The 20,524-nt window shown below is 65.0% G+C and carries 20 protein-coding genes; 8 read left to right on the forward strand and 12 right to left on the reverse strand.

Translation table 11 applies throughout. The features are described from left to right. Positions 1-281 precede the first annotated feature (281 nt). Positions 282-1,334, reverse strand: coding sequence for a metal-dependent hydrolase (locus DOM41_RS08975; protein WP_110686474.1), 1,053 nt, complete (start codon positions 1,332-1,334; stop codon positions 282-284). A 162-nt stretch (positions 1,335-1,496) separates the two neighbouring features. On the opposite strand from DOM41_RS08975, the gene DOM41_RS08980 reads away from it, so the two are divergent. Genes DOM41_RS08980 through DOM41_RS08990 form a run of 3 tightly spaced genes read left to right on the forward strand, consistent with a single transcriptional unit; the run spans position 1,497 to position 3,124 of the window. Next, positions 1,497-1,937, forward strand: a complete 441-nt coding sequence (locus DOM41_RS08980) for a VOC family protein (RefSeq protein WP_110686475.1) — start codon at positions 1,497-1,499, stop codon at positions 1,935-1,937. A 4-nt stretch (positions 1,938-1,941) separates the two neighbouring features. Continuing rightward, positions 1,942-2,412 (forward strand): TspO/MBR family protein, encoded by a 471-nt coding sequence (locus tag DOM41_RS08985; RefSeq protein WP_110686476.1) that lies wholly within the window; start codon positions 1,942-1,944, stop codon positions 2,410-2,412. Between the two features lie 13 nt (positions 2,413-2,425). Beyond that, complete coding sequence (locus DOM41_RS08990) at positions 2,426-3,124, forward strand: uracil-DNA glycosylase family protein (RefSeq protein WP_245391786.1); 699 nt, start codon at positions 2,426-2,428, stop codon at positions 3,122-3,124. A 52-nt stretch (positions 3,125-3,176) separates the two neighbouring features. On the opposite strand, the gene DOM41_RS08995 is transcribed toward DOM41_RS08990, so the two are convergent. Next, positions 3,177-3,584: a DoxX family membrane protein gene (locus DOM41_RS08995; RefSeq protein ID WP_157956895.1), complete on the reverse strand. Its 408-nt coding sequence runs from the start codon at positions 3,582-3,584 to the stop codon at positions 3,177-3,179. A 344-nt stretch (positions 3,585-3,928) separates the two neighbouring features. Between DOM41_RS08995 and DOM41_RS09000 the strand changes: the two genes are divergently transcribed. Further along, entirely contained in the window at positions 3,929-5,131 is a 1,203-nt protein-coding gene (locus tag DOM41_RS09000) for a GGDEF domain-containing protein (RefSeq protein ID WP_110686479.1), read from the forward strand. 69 nt (positions 5,132-5,200) lie between these two features. On the opposite strand, the gene DOM41_RS09005 is transcribed toward DOM41_RS09000, so the two are convergent. The 8 genes from DOM41_RS09005 to DOM41_RS09040 all read right to left on the reverse strand — a co-directional run bounded on the left by DOM41_RS09005 (position 5,201) and on the right by DOM41_RS09040 (position 14,724). Next, a complete protein-coding gene (locus tag DOM41_RS09005) occupies positions 5,201-5,917 on the reverse strand; it encodes a phosphatase PAP2 family protein (RefSeq protein ID WP_110686480.1) in 717 nt (238 codons plus the stop codon). 10 nt (positions 5,918-5,927) lie between these two features. Continuing rightward, the gene (locus DOM41_RS09010) at positions 5,928-6,641 is read right to left on the reverse strand and encodes a phosphatase PAP2 family protein (RefSeq protein WP_110686481.1); all 714 of its coding nucleotides are present in this window, start codon (positions 6,639-6,641) and stop codon (positions 5,928-5,930) included. Positions 6,642-6,894: 253 nt separating this feature from the next. Beyond that, entirely contained in the window at positions 6,895-9,750 is a 2,856-nt protein-coding gene (locus DOM41_RS09015) for a valine--tRNA ligase (RefSeq protein ID WP_110686482.1), read from the reverse strand. A gap of 311 nt (positions 9,751-10,061) precedes the next feature. Beyond that, positions 10,062-10,487, reverse strand: a complete 426-nt coding sequence (locus DOM41_RS09020) for a DNA polymerase III subunit chi (protein ID WP_110686483.1) — start codon at positions 10,485-10,487, stop codon at positions 10,062-10,064. Between the two features lie 136 nt (positions 10,488-10,623). Then, the gene (locus tag DOM41_RS09025) at positions 10,624-11,364 is read right to left on the reverse strand and encodes an SDR family oxidoreductase (RefSeq protein WP_110686484.1); all 741 of its coding nucleotides are present in this window, start codon (positions 11,362-11,364) and stop codon (positions 10,624-10,626) included. A gap of 53 nt (positions 11,365-11,417) precedes the next feature. Then, a complete protein-coding gene (locus tag DOM41_RS09030) occupies positions 11,418-11,816 on the reverse strand; it encodes a VOC family protein (RefSeq protein WP_110686485.1) in 399 nt (132 codons plus the stop codon). Between the two features lie 102 nt (positions 11,817-11,918). After that, entirely contained in the window at positions 11,919-13,019 is a 1,101-nt protein-coding gene (locus tag DOM41_RS09035; protein WP_110686486.1) for a branched-chain amino acid aminotransferase, read from the reverse strand. A 187-nt stretch (positions 13,020-13,206) separates the two neighbouring features. Next, on the reverse strand, positions 13,207-14,724 hold the full coding sequence (locus tag DOM41_RS09040) for a leucyl aminopeptidase (RefSeq protein WP_110686487.1): 1,518 nt from the start codon (positions 14,722-14,724) through the stop codon (positions 13,207-13,209). Positions 14,725-15,086: 362 nt separating this feature from the next. Here DOM41_RS09040 and lptF point away from each other — a divergent pair, with 362 nt between their 5' ends. From lptF to bfr, 4 genes are all read left to right on the forward strand, one after another. Beyond that, positions 15,087-16,166, forward strand: a complete 1,080-nt coding sequence (gene lptF / locus DOM41_RS09045; RefSeq protein ID WP_110686488.1) for an LPS export ABC transporter permease LptF — start codon at positions 15,087-15,089, stop codon at positions 16,164-16,166. Further along, positions 16,163-17,227: an LPS export ABC transporter permease LptG gene (gene lptG / locus DOM41_RS09050; RefSeq protein WP_110686672.1), complete on the forward strand. Its 1,065-nt coding sequence runs from the start codon at positions 16,163-16,165 to the stop codon at positions 17,225-17,227. Before lptF ends, lptG begins: the two co-directional genes overlap by 4 nt. A gap of 294 nt (positions 17,228-17,521) precedes the next feature. Beyond that, complete coding sequence (locus DOM41_RS09055) at positions 17,522-17,725, forward strand: (2Fe-2S)-binding protein (RefSeq protein WP_110686489.1); 204 nt, start codon at positions 17,522-17,524, stop codon at positions 17,723-17,725. A 433-nt stretch (positions 17,726-18,158) separates the two neighbouring features. Next, a complete protein-coding gene (gene bfr / locus DOM41_RS09060) occupies positions 18,159-18,641 on the forward strand; it encodes a bacterioferritin (RefSeq protein ID WP_110666488.1) in 483 nt (160 codons plus the stop codon). A gap of 178 nt (positions 18,642-18,819) precedes the next feature. Here the strand turns inward: bfr and DOM41_RS09065 are convergent, their stop codons facing one another. Together DOM41_RS09065 and purE are read right to left on the reverse strand one after the other, a co-directional pair. Continuing rightward, positions 18,820-19,911, reverse strand: coding sequence for a 5-(carboxyamino)imidazole ribonucleotide synthase (locus DOM41_RS09065; protein WP_110686490.1), 1,092 nt, complete (start codon positions 19,909-19,911; stop codon positions 18,820-18,822). Then, complete coding sequence (gene purE, locus DOM41_RS09070) at positions 19,908-20,426, reverse strand: 5-(carboxyamino)imidazole ribonucleotide mutase (protein WP_110686491.1); 519 nt, start codon at positions 20,424-20,426, stop codon at positions 19,908-19,910. Before purE ends, DOM41_RS09065 begins: the two co-directional genes overlap by 4 nt. Positions 20,427-20,524 lie beyond the last annotated feature (98 nt).

Genomic DNA, 20,524 nt, shown 5'->3' on the forward strand with positions numbered 1-20,524 from the left:
TCGGATAGCTCTGTTCGTCAGATCTATTCGAAAGTTCTATTCGAAAGCCCTGTTCGACAGTTCTGTTCGAAAGCCCTTTTTGAAAGTTCTATTCGAAAGCCCGATGCCAGCGCCGCCTCCGCGCAGCCGCTCGATACCTCACGGTGTCGGGCGGCTGTCGTTGGGGCCCGGGAATACAAGGGGGCGCCGCTAAAAGCCTGGCGAACGAGGCGACCGATCGTATCGTTACGACCGATCGTATCGTTAGCGGGAACTCAGGACTCGGATCGGCGCCTCGGGGGTCATTCGGGAGGCTGCGTTGTCGAGTTCGGCGGCGGTGGCACCGGCACGACGCTGGGATCGAAGAGTCGAGCGAAGAGTCGCTGCAGAACGGCGAGATCCGGGCGCCCACCACTCTCGCGTTGACTGCGGATCGCCCGCCAATCGCCAGCGTGCTGACGCGCGGCGAGGGGGAAGACGAAGGGATGTGTGCCGGGCAGGCCGAGCCGGATATCGGTCGCGTCCAACCGCTCACGGCCCCCGCCATCGTCAATGACCCGGTAGCGCAGGTAGGGCGCGGAAAACCAGGCCAGACGTCGGCCGTTCTCGGTTGCATCGGCGGCGGCGCGCCAGCGTTCGCCCAGCGGCCACGGCGTGAGTGCCAGCGGTACGTCGCCGTCGAACAGGCTTGCCCACCCCTCGTAGGCCGTGCCGTCGACGACCGCAGTGACTCGCCACAGCAGCGTGGTCAGCGGTGCCGGTTGCACCAGCGTATCGGCGGTCTCGATGCCCTGTTCAGCCAGTTGCCGGGCCACACGCGACTCGACGCTGGCCTGCGCCCATAGGCTGAAGGCGATGTAGAGACATGAGGCCGAGAGCAGCGTCACCAGCGTGCGGTAATCGCGCGGCCGAATCGCGAAGGCGATGACGCCGACAAGCAGCAACAGGGTGTAGAGCGGGTCGATGATGAACAGACTGCTCCAACTGATCGGGCGCATCGGGACTGGCCACAGCAGCTGAGTGCCGTAGGTCGTGAAGGCATCGAGCAGGGGATGGGTCAAAAGACAGAGCGTGAAGAGCCACCACCAGTGGCCAAAAGAGGCGAGTGCGCGAGTACGCGAGGCGAGCCGGGTCGCGCCGGCGAAGAGCGTGGCAAGCCCGGTCAGAACGAACAGCGAATGGCTGAAACCGCGATGAAGGGTGTAGTCGGCGACCGCGTCGCCGTAATCGATCATGACGTCGAGATCGGGGAGTGTCCCCAGCGCCGCGCCGAGAATCAGTGCCCGGCGGCCAAGGCGGGGCATCACGGCGCCGGCGACGGCGGCGCCGAGACAGGCTTGGGTCACTGAGTCCATTCGGGGTTCCTGGGCTGACAGGGGGCTGACCGGGAGGCTGGCGCCGGGACCGGCCTGGCTCAAGTGTGCTCAACCCGCTCCCCGGCGTCGAGTCGGCATTCATCAACGTCGCTGCGTGCGCTACCCTGAATGCGCAACCTACTGACATGGCAGGAGATCATCATGGAATATCTACACACGATGGTGCGCGTCAGCGATCTCGACGCATCACTGCACTTCTACTGCGATCTGCTCGGCCTCGAGGAGGTGAATCGCAAGGAGAGTGAGAAAGGGCGCTTTACCCTGGTGTTTCTGGCGACGCCGAACGACCGCCCGCGGGCGGAGGCCGAGAAGTCGCCGATGGTCGAGCTGACCTACAACTGGGATCCGGAAACCTACACCGGTGGGCGAAACTTCGGTCATTTGGCCTATCGCGTCGACGACATCTACGCGCTCTGCGACAAGCTCCAGAGTGCTGGCGTGACCATCAATCGTCCGCCCCGCGACGGGCACATGGCGTTCGTTCGCTCGCCCGACGGCATCTCGATCGAACTGCTGCAGAAGGGCGATGCGCTCGAGCCGCAGGAGCCGTGGGCGTCGATGTCCAACACGGGGGAGTGGTAGGCGCATGAGTCGCTCGCTCGCCGTCTTTCTCGGCTGGCTGCTGCTGGTGGCGATCGCCGCCAGCAGCGGTATCGTGACGCCCCCCGGCGACTGGTACGCCGCGCTGGAAAAACCGCCGCTGACACCGCCTAACTGGCTTTTCCCGACGGCGTGGACGCTGCTTTACCTGGCAATGGCGGTGGCCGCCTGGCGCGTCACTCGGGTTGCCCCCGTCGCTGAGCGGCGGCGCGCGCTGACGCCATTCGTCGCCCAGCTCCTTGCCAATGCGCTCTGGTCGATCCTGTTCTTTGGCCTGAACTGGATGGTGGTCGGCCTGCTCGATCTGCTGGCGCTCTGGGGGCTGATCGTGTGGACGCTGATGACGTTTCGGCGCTACTCGACGCTGGCATTCGCCTTGATGCTGCCGTACCTCGTCTGGGTCAGTTTCGCCGCGTATCTCAATGCAGCGCTGCTGGTACTCAACTTTCCCGCATGATCGAGAGGCCAATTTGCTCGCTGTTCCCCCACCCGGTCCCGCGGGGCTGCCCGCCGACATCGAGCACGCGCTTCGCCGCGAGGCCCTCGAGCTCGATCGTCTCGATCGCGACGTCTATCGCCAGTTCGACCGTGATCCGAGCGAACCGATCGTCGGCCTGGGCCCCAGCGACGCCCCGTTTGCGATTTTCGGCCGCGACCCCGGTCGCAAAGAGGTCGAGCTCGGACAGCCATTCGTCGGTGCCGGCGGTCAGAAGGTCAGAGCCGCACTCCATCGCCACGCCCACGGCACGCCCTTGCCGGATATCGAGGCCTCGCTGGCGGTCGGTGACGCCTGTTTCTGGATCAATACCGTGCCGTACAAGCCTGTGGGTAACAAAGCGTGGTCGATGGCGGTCAAGAAACGCTTCCAGCCGCTGATGGCAAGGCTGCTGGTCGAGTGCTGGCAGGGCGAATACATCATCACGCTCGGCCGGGAGGCGTTCTTCTGGTTCGGGATCGGTCAGCCGCGTGCGGTGCGCCATGATCTCGAGCGCTTCTGGGCAGAGGAAACGCGTTTCGAGTCGACGCATCGGATCACGCTCACGCTCGACGATGGAACCACTCGGCCGTTCACGCTGGCGCCATTGCCTCACCCATCGCCGCTCAACCAGCGCTGGTTCACGCGTTTTCCGGCGCTAATGGACCGCCGTCTCGAAGCGCTCGGCGGCTGACCGCTCGTCACGGCGATCGTTGTTGTTCCGCACAGGCGCGCGGGGCATGGCGTCAGTCGGGCCTGAGCGCCAGCCGACCGCTTCCGAGCAGGACGATCACGGCCGCACCGGCGAGCAGCATGGCCGGAAGCTCCAGCGTCCACCCGCCGTTTGATCGCAACGACAACACCTGGGACAGAGGCACCAGGGCGATGGCGGCCGCGATCTCCGCCGCGACCAGCAAGGCGCCCAGGCGTGCGCGCCACCCCAGCAGGATCATCAGCGACCCGCCAATCTCTGCGATCAGCGTGGCGTAGGCGAGAAAGGCGGGTAACCCTGCGGTCTCCAGGGTATGGGCGATGGCGGTAAGCAGTGACGGCGTCGTCAGCTTCGCGAGGCCGTGAAGCAGTAGCGTCAGGCCCAGGCCCAGGCGTAGCGCCAGTCGGCCGATATCGTCTTTGTCCAGTGGCAGCGGGGTCACGAATGTCTCGCGGGTAGTGGGTGAGGGCGGCAGGCGATGAATCGCGGCAGGGTAACATTGACCTAGGAACGTAGCCTTGCCTCGACCTTGGAAAGCTCCCGGCAGCGACCTTGGGGCCGGGACCCGCATTGGCGTCCCACGCCACGCCGCGCATTGGAGGGTCGTCTCTGGGGCGGCCGACTGGCATAAAACCAAGAAATTGTCTTATGTTACTAAACAGTAAAAATAGTGATAATAATGTAAACGGCACTCAGCGCTCAGCCGGTCGTTCGTCCCCGGCACGGCGCGATTTCAGCGACGAATTGATAGTGCCAGGACGCTAACAAACCCCAGAGTCCCAAAGCATGTGGAGATTGCCTCTTTCCCTTTGGCAGCGCATTACGACGCCGCCAGAGACACTCGCGGTCGAGCGCCGCCGCAGCTTCGAGATCATGGCGGAGATCTATCTGTTGGCGCTGGTACTGCAGATCCTTATCGCCCCGCTGCTCTACCTGACCGATGAACCCATCGTCGGTCATCTCAATCTCGTCTGTCTGGTGGCCTACGTCGGCGCGCTGTGGCTTCACCGGCGGCTGTACTTCGCCACGGCGCTTGCCTGCAAGTTGGGCAGCTTTCTGATACTCGTCGTCTACGCCAGTCTCGCCAGCGAGAGCGGTGGCTCCATCATCTACTACCTGTTGTTCGCCGAAATCGAGCTGATGCTATCCGGACTGCGGCCGCGGACCAAAGTCGCGGGGACCCTGGGGCTGATCGCCGTCACGCTGACGGTCGTGCACACCCAGCGCGTCCTCTTGCCACCGGCGGAGTTCCCGCTGCTCGATGTGCTCATGTCCGAAGTGGGCCTGGCCGCTGTATTCCTCATGATCTGCATGGTGATTCTGCGCATGTTGGCGATTACCGACCGCCATGAACATCGCCATCGCCGCGACGCCATGCACGATGGGCTGACGCTGGTGTTCAATCGGCGGGCGATCTTCGAGCGGGCTTCGAGTCTGTGGCAGCAGTCAGCGCCTTTCTCGCTGGTGCTGGTCGACGCCGATCGCTTCAAGGAGGTCAACGACGCCTATGGGCACACCGCGGGCGACGCGGTGCTTCGACATCTGGCCGCGGCGCTCAAGGAGACCCTTCGTCGGGATGATGCGGTCGGCCGAGTGGGCGGCGAGGAGTTTCTCGCGCTGCTACCCGGCGCCTCTCGCGCCCAGGCGCTGGAGATCACGCAGCGCATTCGTGACCGCCTGGCGCAGGAGGCGTGCTGCTTCGACGGGCAGATGCTGCCGGTGACGCTCTCCATGGGCATCGCCCAGTCGACGGACGCGCAAAGCCTGCATGCCCTGATCGAGCTGGCGGATCGCAGGCTTTACGCGGCCAAGTCCGGCGGGCGTGACCGCGTGATCGCCGACGGCGAGTTCCAAAGCGCCGCCTCGCGTAATGCCGTGCGACTCTCCAGCGGCGTGAAGACAGCGCTCTGCGAGCGCTCGATCAAGGCCGGCAGCATCGCTGCCAATGCTGGCACCCCGACCGACTCGCCGCCGTTCGGGCGCACGTGAGGTGGGAGGGCGTCTGCCAACGAGCGCCAGGCTGGGTAGCCCGCAATGAACGGTCTCGGGATCGGCCGGTCAGCCCAGCCGGAGCAGTCGTGACACGCCGCGCTGGATCGTCGCGGCGATCCGTCCGGCCAGCGGCGTGCACAGCACCCATGGCAGTGCGATCAGCGCGATGGTGAGCGCGCCCATGTAGACGTCGCTGAACCAGTGAGCCCCCACCATGATCCTCGGCGCGCTCAGCAGCACGACGAAGGCGACACTCCATGCGGCCACCTGTCGGTCCGCGAAGCGCAGCATGAATCCGGCGAACACCATCAGCATCAGCCCGTGATCGCCGGGGAAGCTGTTCGAAGCGGAATCCTTGGTCTTGATCGACACCAGATCCGTCAGACGCATGGCGTGATCGAAGGCGCGCGTCGGGCTGGGGTGTCCATAGGTAATGCCCTTGGTGGTAAACAGGGCCAGCACACCCGCCGTCAGCAGCATGGTCACCCCGATTCCCAGCCAGCGCTCGAGCCGCTGTGGCTGCGTATCCCGGCGTATTGCCAGCGCAAACAGCCCCCCCAGAATCCCCAGCGACACCATATCGAAGGCGCGGTGGTTGAGAAGCGCCAGTACGTCGTCCCAGGTATTGGGCTCCGGCGTGATCAATGTGTTGAAAAACCAGAAAATACGGTCGTCCATGTCGTTCCAGAGAACGCCATGGGGCCAGGCCCAGCTCACCAGCAGCAGCAGGCCAGTGGCGTTCAAGGCAACGATACGTTTGAGATGGAATCGCGTCGGGCTCATATCGAATGTCTCAGAAGGCGTGGGGGCGGCAGCGTTGATAGATCCGGTCGAAGGTCTGGGCCATGCCATCAATCAGGCGCTGAATCTGCGAGTTGCAGAGCACCCATGGCAGCACGACCAGCGCGATGGCCAGCGCGCCAAAATAGACGTCGCTCACCCAGTGTGCGCCGACCATGATGCGTGGCAGCGTGACCATGACCGTGAGAGCCACTGACAGCGACGCGGTCACCCGATCGGCGAAGCGCAACATGAAACTGGCAAAAACCATCGCCATGACGCCGTGGTCGCTGGGGAAGCTGTTCGACGCCGTGGTCTTGGCATTCAGTGCCGTATAGTCGCTGAGCAGGTTGACCTGGCCATGCCAGAGCGTCGGGCTCGGCCGGGTCATCAGAAAGTGGGTGTGCAGCAGCTCGTTGAGCAGCGCGCCGACCACCGACATGATCAGCCCGATCGCCAGCCATTTCTGCCAGCCGCCGTTGCGGTCGCGAACCATCGCGACGAAGAGCATCACCACCAACACGCCGAACATGATCTTATCGAAGGCACGCGTATTCAGTAGCGCCAGGGTCTCCGTCCAGTGGGGGTAGACCGGCCCGATGAACTGATTGAAGAAATAGAAGACGTCGTCGTCGAGCCGGGTCCAGAACAGCACGGAGGGAAGCCACCAGCTCAGGATCAGGACGAGCGCGAGCGCGTTATAGAAAAGGATTCGGCGGACTTGCATGGCACATCTCGAAACGGTTTGTGCCAGTATAATTTAAGCCATTCATAAGGAACAGTGTTTCTAAACTGTTTGCGAGGGTTGATGCGCCGCGAACGGCGAGTGGGGGCCAGACGGGATGCTGGGGGAACCTCATGACGAACGACGCCGGCTTTCACAGCCGGCGTCGTCAGGGTTGTCAGCGACAGCGCTGCGGGGTCATGCACAAGGCGCCGCGGGATGGCGCCAGATTTGAGCGGCGGTCCCGATCGCTCAGTCAGCTCTCAAGCGCCGCGATCTTGTCGCGCTGTTCTACCAGTAGCTGGCGGGCGGCGAGAAGATCCTTGAGCTTGCCGCGCTCCTTCTCCACCACGGCCTCCGGCGCCTTGGCAGTGAAGCCCTCGTTGGCGAGTTTCTTCTCGATGCCGACGATCAGCTTGTCCTGCTTGTCGATCTCCTTGGCGAGTCGCGCAAGCTCGGCGTCCTTGTCGATCAGGTCAGCCATCGGCACCAGCACTTCCATGTCGCCGACCAGCTGGGTGGCGGCGAGCGGGGCGCTCGTCGGGTCGTCGAGCCAGGTGACGCTGGCCAGCTTGGCGAGTTTCGACAGGAATCGCCGGTTGGCTTCCAGGCGCTCGCGGTCCTCGGCTTCACCTTTGGTCAGCAGCACATCGAGCGGCTTGCCCGGGGCGATATTCATCTCGGCGCGGATGTTGCGCACGGCGACGATCACCCCCTTGAGCCATTCGATGTCGTGAATCGACTGCGCGTCGATCCGTGCGTCGTCGGTCTCCGGCCAGGGTTGCGTCATCAGGCTCTCGCCGTCCGCGGTGGCGAGGGTGCCGGCCAGCGGGGCGACACGCTGCCAGATCTCCTCGGTGACGAACGGCATCATCGGGTGGGCGAGACGCAGAATGGTCTCGAGGACGCGCACCAGCGTCTGCCGGGTGCCGCGCTTGGCCTCGGCCGTGGCGCTTTCATCCCACAGTACCGGCTTTGAGAGCTCCAGATACCAGTCGCAATACTCGTTCCAGACGAATTCGTAGAGCGCTTGGGAGGCGAGATCGAAGCGGTACTCCTCGAGCGCCTGGGTCACCTGCGTCACGGTCTGCTGCAGCCTCGACGTGATCCAGCGATCCGCCAGCGACAGCTCGACGCCCTCGGCGTTCAGCCCGACGTCTTCGCCCTCGGCGTTCATCAGCACGTAGCGCGAGGCGTTCCAGAGCTTGTTGCAGAAGTTGCGATAGCCGTCGAGCCGGCCCATGTCGAACTTGACGTCGCGTCCGGTGGTGGCGAGCGACAGGAAGGTGTAGCGCAGCGCATCGGTGCCGTGGGCTTCGATCCCGTCGGGGAACTCGGCGCGGGTGGCCTTCTCGATGGCGCGCGCTTTCTGCGGCTGCATCATGTTGCCGGTACGCTTGGCGACCAGCGTCTCCAGGTCGATGCCGTCGATCAGGTCGATGGGGTCGAGCACGTTGCCCTTCGACTTCGACATTTTCTGGCCCTGGCTATCGCGCACCAGACCGTGGACATAGACCTGCTTGAAGGGCACCTCGTCGGTGAACTTCAGCGTCATCATGATCATCCGGGCGACCCAGAAAAAGATGATGTCGAAGCCGGTGACCAGAACACTCGAGGGATGGAACGTCTCGAGTTCTGGCGTCTTCTCCGGCCAGCCGAGGGTGCCGAAGGTCCAGAGCCCGGAGCTGAACCAGGTATCCAGCACGTCCTCGTCCTGCGACAGCGCCACGTCGTCGGCCAGCCCGTGCTTGTCACGGACTTCCGCTTCGGTGCGGGCGACGTAGACATTGCCGTCGGCGTCGTACCAGGCCGGAATGCGATGCCCCCACCAGAGCTGACGCGAGATGCACCAGTCCTGCAGCTCGCGCATCCAGGCGAAGTACATGTTCTCGTAGTTCTTGGGGACGAACTCGATGTCGCCGTTTTCGACCGCGGCGATCGCCGGTTTGGCGAGTTCCTCGACGGCGACGAACCACTGGTCGGTCAGCAGCGGCTCGATGACGTCCCCGGAGCGGTCGCCGTACGGCAGGGTGTTGCTGATGGTTTCGACCTGCGCGAGCAGACCCGCCGCGTCCATGTCGGCGACGATACGCTCACGCGCTTCGAAGCGTGGCATGCCGGCATAGGCAGCGGGCAGCGTAACGTCGACGTCGTCGAGCACGCGACCCTGCAGGTCGAACGCTTCGGCGCGGTCGAGAATCGTCGCATCCTTGGAGAAGATGTTGATCAGCGCGTGGTCGTGGCGCTTGCCGACCTCATAGTCGTTGAAGTCGTGCGCCGGGGTGATCTTGACGCAGCCCGAGCCCTTCTCCATGTCGGCGTGCTCGTCGGCGATGATCGGGATGCGCCGGCCCACCAGCGGCAGCTCGATGAACTGGCCTATCAGGGAGGCGTAGCGCGGGTCTTCCGGGTTGACCGCCACGCCCGTATCGCCCAGCAGCGTCTCGGGACGCGTGGTGGCGACCACCAGATGATCCCGGCCATCGGCGGTTTTGGCGCCGTCGGCGAGCGGATAGCGGAAGTGCCAGAACTGACCCTGCTGCTCGCGGTTCTCGACCTCGAGGTCCGAGATCGCGGTATGCAGCGTGGGGTCCCAGTTGACCAGCCGCTTGCCACGGTAGATCAGGCCCTCTTCGTGCAGGCGCACGAAGACTTCCTGCACCGACCGGTAGAAGCCGTCATCCATGGTGAAGCGTTCGCGGCTCCAGTCGGCGCTGGCGCCCATGCGGCGAAGCTGGCGGGTAATGTGCCCACCGGATTCCGCCTTCCATTCCCAGATCTTGTTGGTGAACGCCTCTCGGCCCAGGTCATGACGCGTCTCGCCGGTCTCCGCCGCCAGCTTGCGCTCCACCAGCATCTGCGTGGCGATACCGGCGTGGTCGGTACCGACCTGCCAGAGCGTGTTGTTGCCGCGCATCCGCTTCCAGCGCACCAGAGTGTCCATGATCGTGTCCTGGAAGGCGTGGCCCATGTGCAGGCTGCCGGTCACGTTGGGCGGCGGAATCATGATCGAGAAGGGCGCGCCCTTGCCTGAAGGCGTGAAGCGGTCGTCCGCCTCCCAGCGCTCGTACCAGCGGGTTTCAATCTGATCGGGTTGGTAGGTCTTTTCCATGGAGCGACTCGATTTGGCAACGGTGACGACGGCGTACGGTGCGCCACACACGGGGTGTGGCATCGCAAAAATGGCGAGAATTATAACCGCTGGCGGGGCGCGGCGTCAGGGTGGGGTGATCGCGCGGTGCGGCGACGAGCGACATTTGCGCCCCGCGGGGCCCAGGGCGGGCGCTCGCGTCACCCGAAGGGCGGCCGGCACGGTGGTGCCGACGTCGGTTCAGCGCTGAATCAGGGTCGGCACCCGCCGGTCAGGCCAGATCGCCGGGTGTCGCCTGTCCCCGCTTTGACGCCATGAGAACGCTCACCGCGCTAGAGCTTGTGCGCCTCGACCTTGTAGCCGCGATCCTTGTAGGTCTTCCAGCAGGCGCGTTTGGTACGCAACACGTCCTGGTGCTGGTTGATGATCTCGGCGACGCGTTCGACGCGGGAGAACCACTCGGGAATGTCGTCGTGAAGGTTGAGCATCGCCTGCACGCCGGGCTCCGGCACGCTCTCCCAGCCGATGGTGACCGGCGGCGCGGGCTCCATCGCGTCGCCGGCGACGACGTGGGGGACATAGCTCTCGTCGCGAAACGTCCAGAGCCGCTCGTCGACCTGGCGTGCCATCGCCTCGTCCTGGGTGTGGATATGCAGCTTGTAGCCCTTGCGATAGATCGTCTCCGCCAGTCGGCAGGCGAAGTCGAGCCGCGCGTCGAGGGTAGTGTCCTGGAGGATGTAGAAATCGACTTGGGTCATGGGATTCCGTTGATGGCGAGCGGCGAAACACAGAGGACTAGCCTACCGGATTCGCCGCCGCGTCGCCGAGCGAGGACGTGACGCGACACCCGATGACGGGCAATGACGCCAATCGCTCGCGCAGGCCCGATCTCGACTAGACGCCGCCGTCGACGTCGACCAGCGCCCCCGTCGTGAAGCCCGCTTCTGCCAGCCACAGCACCGCGTTGGCGATCTCCTGGGGCTCGCCGATGCGACCCATGGGGATGACGTCACCGGCCAGCTCGGGCTTGTCCGGGTTGCCGCCGCTGGCGTGGATGGTGGTGCGCACGACACCCGGGCGCACGGTATTGACGCGAATTCCCTCGCCGGCGACCTCCTTGGAGAGCCCTTCGGTCATGCTGTCGATGGCCCCCTTGGAGGCGGCGTAGTCGACGTATTCGCTGCCACCGCCCAGGTGGGAGGCGGCGGAGCCGACGTTGACGATGGCGCCACCCTGGCCGCCATGCGTCGTCGACATGCGCTTGATCGCCTCGCGGGCGCAGACGAACGGCGCCACCACGTTGATCTTCATCATGCGGTCGACGCGCGCAAAGCTCATCTCGTCGACGCGGCTGATCTGATCGACGATACCGGCGTTGTTGACCAGCACGTCGACGCGACCCAGCTCGCGATCCACCGTCTCGAACAGCGAGACGATCTCGGACTCGTTGGCGATGTCGGCCTGGATGGCGAGCGCCTGTCCGCCATCGGCCTCGATCTCGGCGACGACGGCATCGGCGGCGTCCTTGTCGCTGCGGTAGTTGACCGCCACGGCATAGCCTTTCTGTGCGGCCATGACGGCCGTCGCGGCACCGATGCCGCGGCCGGCACCGGTAATGATCATCACGGGTTTCATCCTGCGCTTCTCCTTGGTGCTGTCGTTGTCGTCAGCGGTCGGTGCCGCTCGACTCACTCGGCGCTTTCGAGACGGTGGATGGCGCAGAGCTTGTTGCCGTCCGGGTCGCGAACGTAGGCGAGAAACATCTCACCCATGGCGGCGTGACGAACGCCCGGCGCGTCCTCGGCAGACGTGCCGCCATTGGCGACGGCGATATCGTGGAAGTGCTGCGCCTGCTCGGAAGAGGTGCAGTGAAAGGCAAACGTGCTGCCGTTGCCCACCGTGGCCGGCTGACCGTCGACCGGTTCGGTGACCGCGAAGACATCGCCGTCGTGACGGTAGAAGACTCGCTGAACGCCCTTGCGTTCGCCGAGCTGGCCCTCCTCGACGCCGAGCGTCCCCAGCACGGCGTCGTAGAAGCGCTTGGCGCGGCCGATATCGTTGGTGCCGATCATGACGTGGCTGAACATGCGTCTCTCCTTGGCTGAACGAGCGCCTGGAAACGCGATGACCGCCTCCCGGGCGGTCATCGTCACTTGAGCCGGCGCTCAGGCATTGAGCGTAGGCCGGATTCAGGCCAGCTGCATCAGCCAGCCGCGGGTGTCTTCGCTGCGACCATACTGGATATCCAGCAGGCGCTTGCGCAGCCGTGCGCTGACCGCCTCGTCGCCGGGCGCCGGCGTGACCACGCGATCCTCTTCCGTCACCAGTTCACCGATCTGGGTGATCACTGCCGCGGTACCGCAGGCGAAAACCTCGACGATGTCGCCGTTGGCAATCCCGTCGCGCCACTCGTCGATGCTGATGGCGCGTTCCTCAGGCGTCAGCCCCTCGTCGCGGGCGAGTTCGAGGATCGAGTCCCGGGTCACGCCCTCGAGGATCGTGCCGGTCAGCGCCGGGGTGACCAGGCGGCCATCGCGGTAGACGAAGAACAGATTCATGCCGCCCAGCTCTTCGATCCACTTGTTTTCGGCGGCATCGAGGAAGGCGACCTGATCACAGCCGTGAGCCTCGGCCTCGGCCTGTGCCAACAGCGAGGCGGCGTAGTTGCCACCACACTTGGCCGCTCCCGTGCCGCCGGGCGCGGCGCGGTTGTAGTGCTGGGAGAGCCAGATCGAGACCGGCTTGCCGCCGCCCTTGAAGTAGGCCGCTGCCGGCGAGGCGATCAGGTAGTAGTCGACCTCGGCGGCGGGCTTCACGCCCAGCGACTTGCCGTTGGCGATCATGAACGGACGCAGGTAGAGGCTGCACTCCTCGCTGTCGTTCTGCGGCGTCGGCACCCAGGCGGCGTCGTGGGCCAGCAGCGCCTTGAGCGACCCCAGGAAAGTCTCGTCGTCGAGTTCCGGCAGGGCGAGACGCTTGGCGGAGGCGCGAAAACGCGCGGCGTTCTTCTCCGGGCGGAAGGTCCAGACCGAACCGTCGGCGTGACGATAGGCCTTGATGCCCTCGAAGATCTCCTGACCGTAGTGCAGCACCGGCGACGCGGGGTCGATCAGCAGCGGCCCGTAGGGCCGGACTTCGCCGCGCTGCCAGCCGGTCTGCTTGCTCCAGGGTACGTGGACCATGTTGTCGGTGAAGTAACGCCCGAAGCCCGGGTTGGCGAGAATGCCGTCGCGAAGGCTCGCGTCGAGCGGGTTGGACGAGGGGCGGGCTTCGAAACCTTGAGTGGACACTGCGTCTCTCCTGCGGCGGTGACGCCGGCGTCGGGTCGGCGGCGTCACGATAATCGTTCGATGGAATCCGTGGGTGAATACGGTCGATGACACGAAAGCCCGCCGATCGCCGGCGGGCCGTTCAAGTTAGCATGCAAATAGTTGGCTGCGAAGGGGGCGCGAGGCCCCGCTTCAGGCCGCCATGGCCTCAGGTTTCGTCGGTGACGACGTGCTCGTTCTCGCGATCGAGCAGATAGCGAGTCAGCAGACCGACCGGGCGTCCGCTGGCCCCTTTCTGCTTGCCGCCGGTCCAGCCGGTGCCGGCGATGTCGAGATGTGCCCACGGGTACTTGTCGGCAAAACGCGAGAGAAAGCACGCGGCGGTGATGGCGCCGGCCGGACGCCCGCCGATGTTGGCCAGGTCCGCGAAGTTGGAGTCGAGCTGCTGCTGATAGTCGTCCCACAGCGGCATGTGCCAGGCGCGATCCCAGGAAGCTTCGCCGGCGTCGAGCAGGTCGAGCGCCAGGTCGTCGTCGTTCGAGAAGAGCCCGCTGGCGTGGTCGCCCAGCGCGATCATGCAGGCCCCGGTGAGCGTGGCGATATCGACCACGCTCGCCGGGTGGAAGCGCTCGGCGTAGGTGAGCGCGTCGCACAGCACCAGCCGGCCCTCGGCGTCGGTGTTGAGGATCTCGACGGTAAGGCCCTTGAGCGTGGTGACGATGTCGCCCGGCTTGATCGCCCGACCGTCCGGCATGTTCTCGGCGCTGGCGACGATGGCGATCACGTTGATCTTCGGCTTGAGGGCGAGAACGCTCTTCATCGTGCCGAACACGCTCGCCGCGCCACACATGTCGAACTTCATCTCGTCCATGCCGGCGCCACCCTTGATCGAGATGCCGCCGCTGTCGAAGGTGATGCCCTTGCCGACCAGCACGTGAGGCGCCTCGTCGGCGTCTTCCGCGCCCTGGTACTTCATCACGATCAGCTTGGAGGGCTCTTCGCTTCCGCGGCCCACCGACAGCAGCGAGTGCGCGCCGAGGGCCTCGAGCTGGGCTTCGTCGAGGATCTCGACCGAGAGATGGCCCTGAGAGCCGGCACCCAGCTCCTCGGCCTGCGCGGCGAGGTAGCTCGGCGTGCAGATGTTGCCCGGCAGGTTACCCAGCGTGCGGGCATAGTTGACGCCCTCGCCGAGCGCGGCGCCGATGCGCGCACCGGCCTCGGCGGCCTGGCTGTGATCGGCACTGTTGATGAGCAGTTCAACGCGCGTGAGCGCGGCGGCGGGAATCGGCGTCGATTTGCACTGATCGAAGCGATAGACCGCGCGGGTCGCCGCTTCCAGCGTCATCTGCGCGTTCCAGGCGATGTCGCGGTCGTCGAGCGTGGCGTCGGAGAAGGCCACGGCGGCGCTATCCACCGGCAGCTTGGCAAGGCTGGCGAAAGCAGCGTCGAGCGCCTTGCGCAGGCCGCCTTCGTTGAATCCCTCGCGCTTGCCCAGACCGACCAGCATCAGCCGCTCGGCGGAGAGGCCCGGCGCGAACGGCACCCGCTGGACGTTGGCGAGTTCCGGTGTGAAGTCACCGCGCTCGAGCAGCTGCGCGATCAATCGCTCGCTCGCATCGTCGAGTTTCGCCGCCGCGGAGAGCAGATCGCCATCCTCGAACAGCGGTACCACGAGGCAGTCGGTCTCGACCTTGGCCGGATTGACGGTGAGTACGGAAAATTCCATGTCGTCTCCAATGAACGATTGCGCTGGCTTTGCGTCACAGGTCTCGGCGGCGAGACAAGTGCTTAATGATCCCGGATAATGGCGACCGGTTCGCCGCGGCGACGTCGCTTGAAATCGCGAGATGACGAGCGTCGCATCGCGCCAGCCGACCGCGGTATTGGGCCTCGGTCGGTCACTGTCGAACCAATCCTCTGTCAGTTTACGCAATGCGCGCCGAGGTTGCACAAGCCCCCGAGAGCGTTGTCCCGATCGCATGGCGACTCTCGAGTGGCGCTCCGTATCGTCCGGGATGGCCTCGTCCCGATGCCATCGAGCGACTGGCAGGAAGCCAGATCGGGAGTGGATGTTGCCAGGAGTCTAGATTGATCGTATTCCGCTATTTGACACGCGAGATTCTGCTGACGATGTCGGCGGTCGCCGGCATTCTGCTGCTGGTCATCATGGGTAGCCGGTTCATCCGCTACTTCACCGATGCCGCGCAGGGAGAGCTGCCGCTGGGCGCGCTCGGCTCGCTGATGCTTTTCCACATGCCCAGCTTTCTCGAGCTGGTGCTGCCGCTGTCATTCTTTCTCGCCATTCTGCTCGCCTACGGCCAGCTCTATCTCAATAGCGAGATCACCGTGCTCGTCGCCTGCGGCATGAGCCCGAATCGGTTGCTGCGCGTCACGCTGCTGCCGGCGGCGATGATTGCCGTGCTCGTCGGCGCTTGCAGTCTGTGGGCGACCCCCTACGGCGCGGCGAAGAACGAGCGGCTCATCGACGAGCAGGAGAGCCAGCTCGACTTCTCGCTGCTCTCGCCGGGGCGTTTTCAGGACTTCGGCAGCGGGCGTACCGCCTACACCCAGAGCCTCAACGACGACCGCTCGCGCATGCAAGGGGTCTTCATCAGCGAGCAGGAGACCCAGGCCGATGGTACGGAGACACAGGTGCTCACCCGGGCCGAGGGCGGCTATCAGACCGTCGACCCCGACACCGGTAGCCGCTATCTGGTGCTCTCCAACGGGTCGCGCTACAGCGTCGACCCCGGCAGCGCCGCCGGCCAGCGCCTGGCGTTCGGCAGTTATGCGGTGCGCCTCTCCGTCGACGAAAAGCAGGAGCAAGACGATGACCGCGAGCTCATGAGCACGCCCGCGCTGATTGCCGATGGCGGTGACGAGGCCATGGCGCAGCTACAGTGGCGACTCTCGATGCCGCTGATGATCCCCATCCTGACGCTGCTGGCGCTGCCGCTCTCTCGCGTCAATCCGCGTCAGGGCCGCTTCGCCAAACTGATGCCGGCCATCTTCCTCCACGTGAGTTATTTGAGCCTGCTGCTCGCCGCGCAGGACGCGATCGCCCGCGGCAGTCTGCCGGCCAGTATCGGCATGTGGCCGATCCACGCGGTCTACGCGCTGTTCGGGCTGGTGCTGATTCGCCGCGACCAGAAACGGGGAGGCCGCTGATGTTCGATCGTCTCGACCGCTACATCGCCCGCAACGTCCTCGGTGCCATGCTCGTCGTGCAGACCATGGTGCTGGGGCTCGATCTGGTGATCTCCTACATCAATGATCTCGGCGACGTGTCGGGCGACTACTCTGCGCTCGACGTCCTGGTCTATCTGCTCATGCGGCTGCCGTGGCGCTTCTATGAATACGCGCCGGTGGGTGTGCTGATCGGCTCGCTGATCGGACTGGGCACCATGGCCTCCAGCAATGAGCTGACGGTGATGCGTGCGGCGGGGCGCTCGCTCGGACGTATTCTGCTCGGCGTCCTCAAGCCGTTGGTGCTGGTGATCCTGGTCACCATGGCGATCGGCGAGTACGTCAGCCCCGTCACCGAACAGCACGCCGCGGCCTGGCGGCTCGAGCAGTCGAAAGGCGCCGATGCCGTTCTCTCCCGGGGCGGCGGTTGGCAGCGGGAGGGCAACGACTTCTATCGCTTCGGCACCATCCGCGCCGACGATACGGTCATCAACGTGCGCCGCTATGTCTTCGACGACCAGGAGCTGACACAGGCCTCGGAAGCCGAACGGGCGGTCTGGAACGGTGACGCCTGGCAGCTGGAGAACGTCGCGACGACCTTCTTCGATGACGATGCCACCCGGGTCGAAAGACACGCGAGCGAAACCTGGGAAACTGCGCTGACGCCCGCCCAGCTCAACCGACTGCTGCGCCCGCTGGATAGCCAGCCGTTAACGAGCCTGTGGAAGTATGCAAGCTACCTGCGTACTCAGGGTCAGGAAGCAACCCAGCCGCTGCTCTACTTCTGGCAGAAGAGTCTGCTGCCGGTGACGCTGGCGGGGCTGGTGCTGCTGGCGGCCTCGTTCGTTTTCGGACCGCTGAGAACCGTCGCTGCCGGCACGCGGATCTTCTACGGCGTGATCGTGGGGCTGACCTTCAAGTATCTGCAGGATCTGCTGGCGCCGGCCTCGGTGCTGTTCGGCTTCTCGCCCGCGGTGGCGGTCATCGTGCCGACGGCAACCTGCTATCTGCTCGGGTTCTGGCTGCTGCGGCGCACCGGCTGAGCGAGACCAGCGCCTGCGTAGCGAGAAGTTGCGCAGGCGTCGCGCCATGACGACCCGCGCCAGCGGAATGTGATCCTCGACACGCCGCGCCCGCCAGGGCGCGGCGTTTGTCGTTCCAGGGGGCCGGTCATGTCAGATCAGCGCCTGCCGCTGGCTCGAAAACCGGAGGGCGGGGCGAGTGACTCTGGCAATGATCTGGCAATGATAGAAATGCGCAATCGACTTAGATTCGTAGTTGAAACTGCCTATGCGAATCATTTACATTCACCGCAGAGCCGCTCAAGGGGTTTTGCCGTGTACGTCTGTCTCTGCGTGGGTGTTACCGATCGGGATATCGAAAGTGCCGTCAGCGACGGTGCGCGTAGCTGGCGCGCCGTGCGCGAGGCGACCGGCTGTGCCGGCCAGTGCGGCAAGTGTGCCTGCACCGGCAAGCAGGTGATGCGCGAGGCGATCAGCCGTGAGTTCGAGATGGAGCCGGATCTCGCCTACGCGGTGTAGTCAGCCGGTTTGCCCCGGCGCGCAAGCCGCCTTCTTTTCCAGGACCGTCACGGCGTCGGTCTTCAATCAGTCGCTCTGAGGCTGCCCCCTTTCGACCGTCGCGACTGTGGCTCTCCCTTCTTCAGATTGTCACTCCCTCGGGCCCCTGCTGTTCGCTGACGCGTGCGTCTGGTGCCAGGCGATTGATCGCGTTGGAGAATTTCTTCGCTGGCGGCCATTCCCGCCGGGATCCCAGCGCGAGTCGTTATCACCCGCGTTCTCACCTGCCAATCGATAGCAGATGAGAGGGTTTCGTAAGTAGCTGTTATGCTTGAGTTTTTCGATAACTCCAAGGATACTTGCCGCACAGCGGGCGAGCCGATAGCATCGGTTCGGCTGTACGGGAGGGCGCTTTTCGGTGTCTCCCCTTATTTCATTCGAGGAGATCACGATCATGAAAGGCGACCCCCAGGTCATCGCACATTTGAACACCGTACTCGGCAACGAACTTGTCGCCATCAACCAGTACTTCCTGCACGCCAAGATGTACAAGAATTGGGGCCTGAGCGTACTGGCCAAGTGGGAGTACGATGAGTCGATTGAAGAGATGCAGCACGCCGACCGGCTGACCGACCGCATCCTGCACCTCGAGGGCATGCCCAACCTGCAGGATCTGGGCAAGCTGCAGATCGGTGAAAACGCCAAGGAGATGCTCGAGTGCGATCTGCGCATCGAGCAGAAAGCCTGCGCCGATCTCAAGGCCGCCATCGACCACTGCGAAACGGTCAACGACTATGTCACCTGCGACATGCTCATCAAGATCCTCGAAGACGAGGAAGGGCACATCAACAAGCTCGAGGCAGAACTGAAGCTGATCGATCAGGTCGGTATCCAGAACTACCTGCAGAAGCACATGTTCGCGACCGACAAAGAGTAAGACCCGCAAAGAGTAAGTCCGGCCGGTCGGGCTCTCGCCGTCCGCGTGAGCCTGCCGCCAGCGGCGCCGATTCGTCGAGCGCCCACGCAAAAGCCCCGATGTCATCGACATCGGGGCTTTGTTTTTTGGCCCGCTTGCTGCACGTAGCGCAACGGGCCGGTCGGCGCTGCGTGACGGCTCAGCCGAGATCGTTGACCAGCAGCGCGTCGACCGCCGCGACGCGCTCGGCAAGCGTTCTATCGTCGACGGCGAGCACCGTGATATGGCCGATCTTGCGGCCGGGGCGGGGCGCCTTGCCGTAGTCGTGCCAGCGGGTGCCGGGCAGGGCGAGCACGGCGTCGCGATCCGGGAAGGCGCCGATCACGTTGAGCATCGCGCATGGCACCAGCCGCGTGGTGTCGCCCAGCGGCAGCCCGGCGACAGCGCGCACGTGGTTCTCGAACTGGCTAGTGGCCGCGCCCTCGATGCTCCAGTGACCGGAGTTGTGCACCCGGGGGGCGATCTCGTTGGCAAGCAGCCCTTCACCGGTGACGAAGAACTCGAACGCCAGCGTGCCGACGTAGTCGAGCTTTTCCATCACCCGGGCAATCGCCTGTTCGGCCTGGCGCTGCAGCGGGTGGCCCGGCTGCGGCTCCGAACGGTGCAGAATCCCCTGGCGGTGTTCGTTACGCGCCACCGGCCAGTGGCGGATCTCGCCGTCACGGCCGCGGACGGCGATCGCCGAGATCTCGTGATCGAAGTCGATGAACCCTTCGAGAATCAGCGGCATCTCGCCCAGCTCGGCGAACGTACCCGCCACATCGGCGGCTTCCCGCAGGACCTTCTGCCCCTTGCCGTCGTACCCCATGGTGCGGGTCTTGACCACCGCCGGCAGGCCGATCTCGGCAACCGCAGCGTCGAGATCCGCCTGATCGTCGATCCTGGCGATCGGCGGCACCGCAATCCCGAGCTCGCGGAACAGCGACTTCTCGACCCAACGATCCCGCGCCGTGGCCAGCGCCTGGGCCGGCGGAAAGGCCGGCCGGTGCTCGGCGAGGCGCTCGACTGCCGCGGTGGGAACGTTCTCGAACTCGAAGGTGATGGCATCGCACTGCTCGGCGAGACGCGAGAGCGCCGTCTCGTCCTGCCAGTCGGCGCGGAGATGCTCGCCGTGAGCGCTGGCGCAGGGCGCCTCGGAGGGGTCGAGAAAGGTGAAGCGGATATCCAGCGGCGCGCCGGCCTGGGCGAGCATGCGCCCCAGCTGGCCGCCACCGACGATGCCGAGTCTCATTGGGTCGCCTCGCTGTCGTCTTCCTGAATGGGACGGGGATCGGGGGCGTCGAGCACCTTTTGCGTCTGGGCGGCGCGGTAGGCCTCCAGCGCTTCACGCACCGACGCATCGTGATTGGCGAGCATGGCGGCGGCGAGCAGAGCGGCGTTGACCGCCCCGGCGCGGCCGATGGCGAGCGTGGCGGTGGGAATGCCCGCCGGCATCTGCACGATGGAGAGCAGGGAGTCGACGCCGGAGAGCGTGCTCGACTTTACCGGCACGCCGAGCACCGGCAGACGCGTCTTGGCGGCACACATGCCCGGCAGGTGCGCGGCGCCGCCGGCACCGGCGATGATCACCTCGAGGCCGCGTTCGGCGGCGGTCTCGGCGTACTCGAACAGCAGGTCAGGGGTACGGTGTGCGGAGACCACCCGGGTCTCGTGCTCGATCCCCAGTTGCTCGAGGGTCTCCACCGTGTGGCGGAGCGTCGACCAGTCCGACTTCGACCCCATGATCACGCCAACGCGTACGCTCATGCTTGCTTCCTCTTGTGCTTCCACCTCTGAGAACGACCCCGACGCCACCCGGTGAGTGCGCGTCGTTCGGAAAGCAGCGCATTGTACGGGAAATCCAA

Origin of the sequence: Salinicola aestuarinus, from assembly GCF_003206645.1 — a bacterium.
GTDB classification, from domain to species: Bacteria; Pseudomonadota; Gammaproteobacteria; order Pseudomonadales; family Halomonadaceae; genus Salinicola; species Salinicola aestuarinus.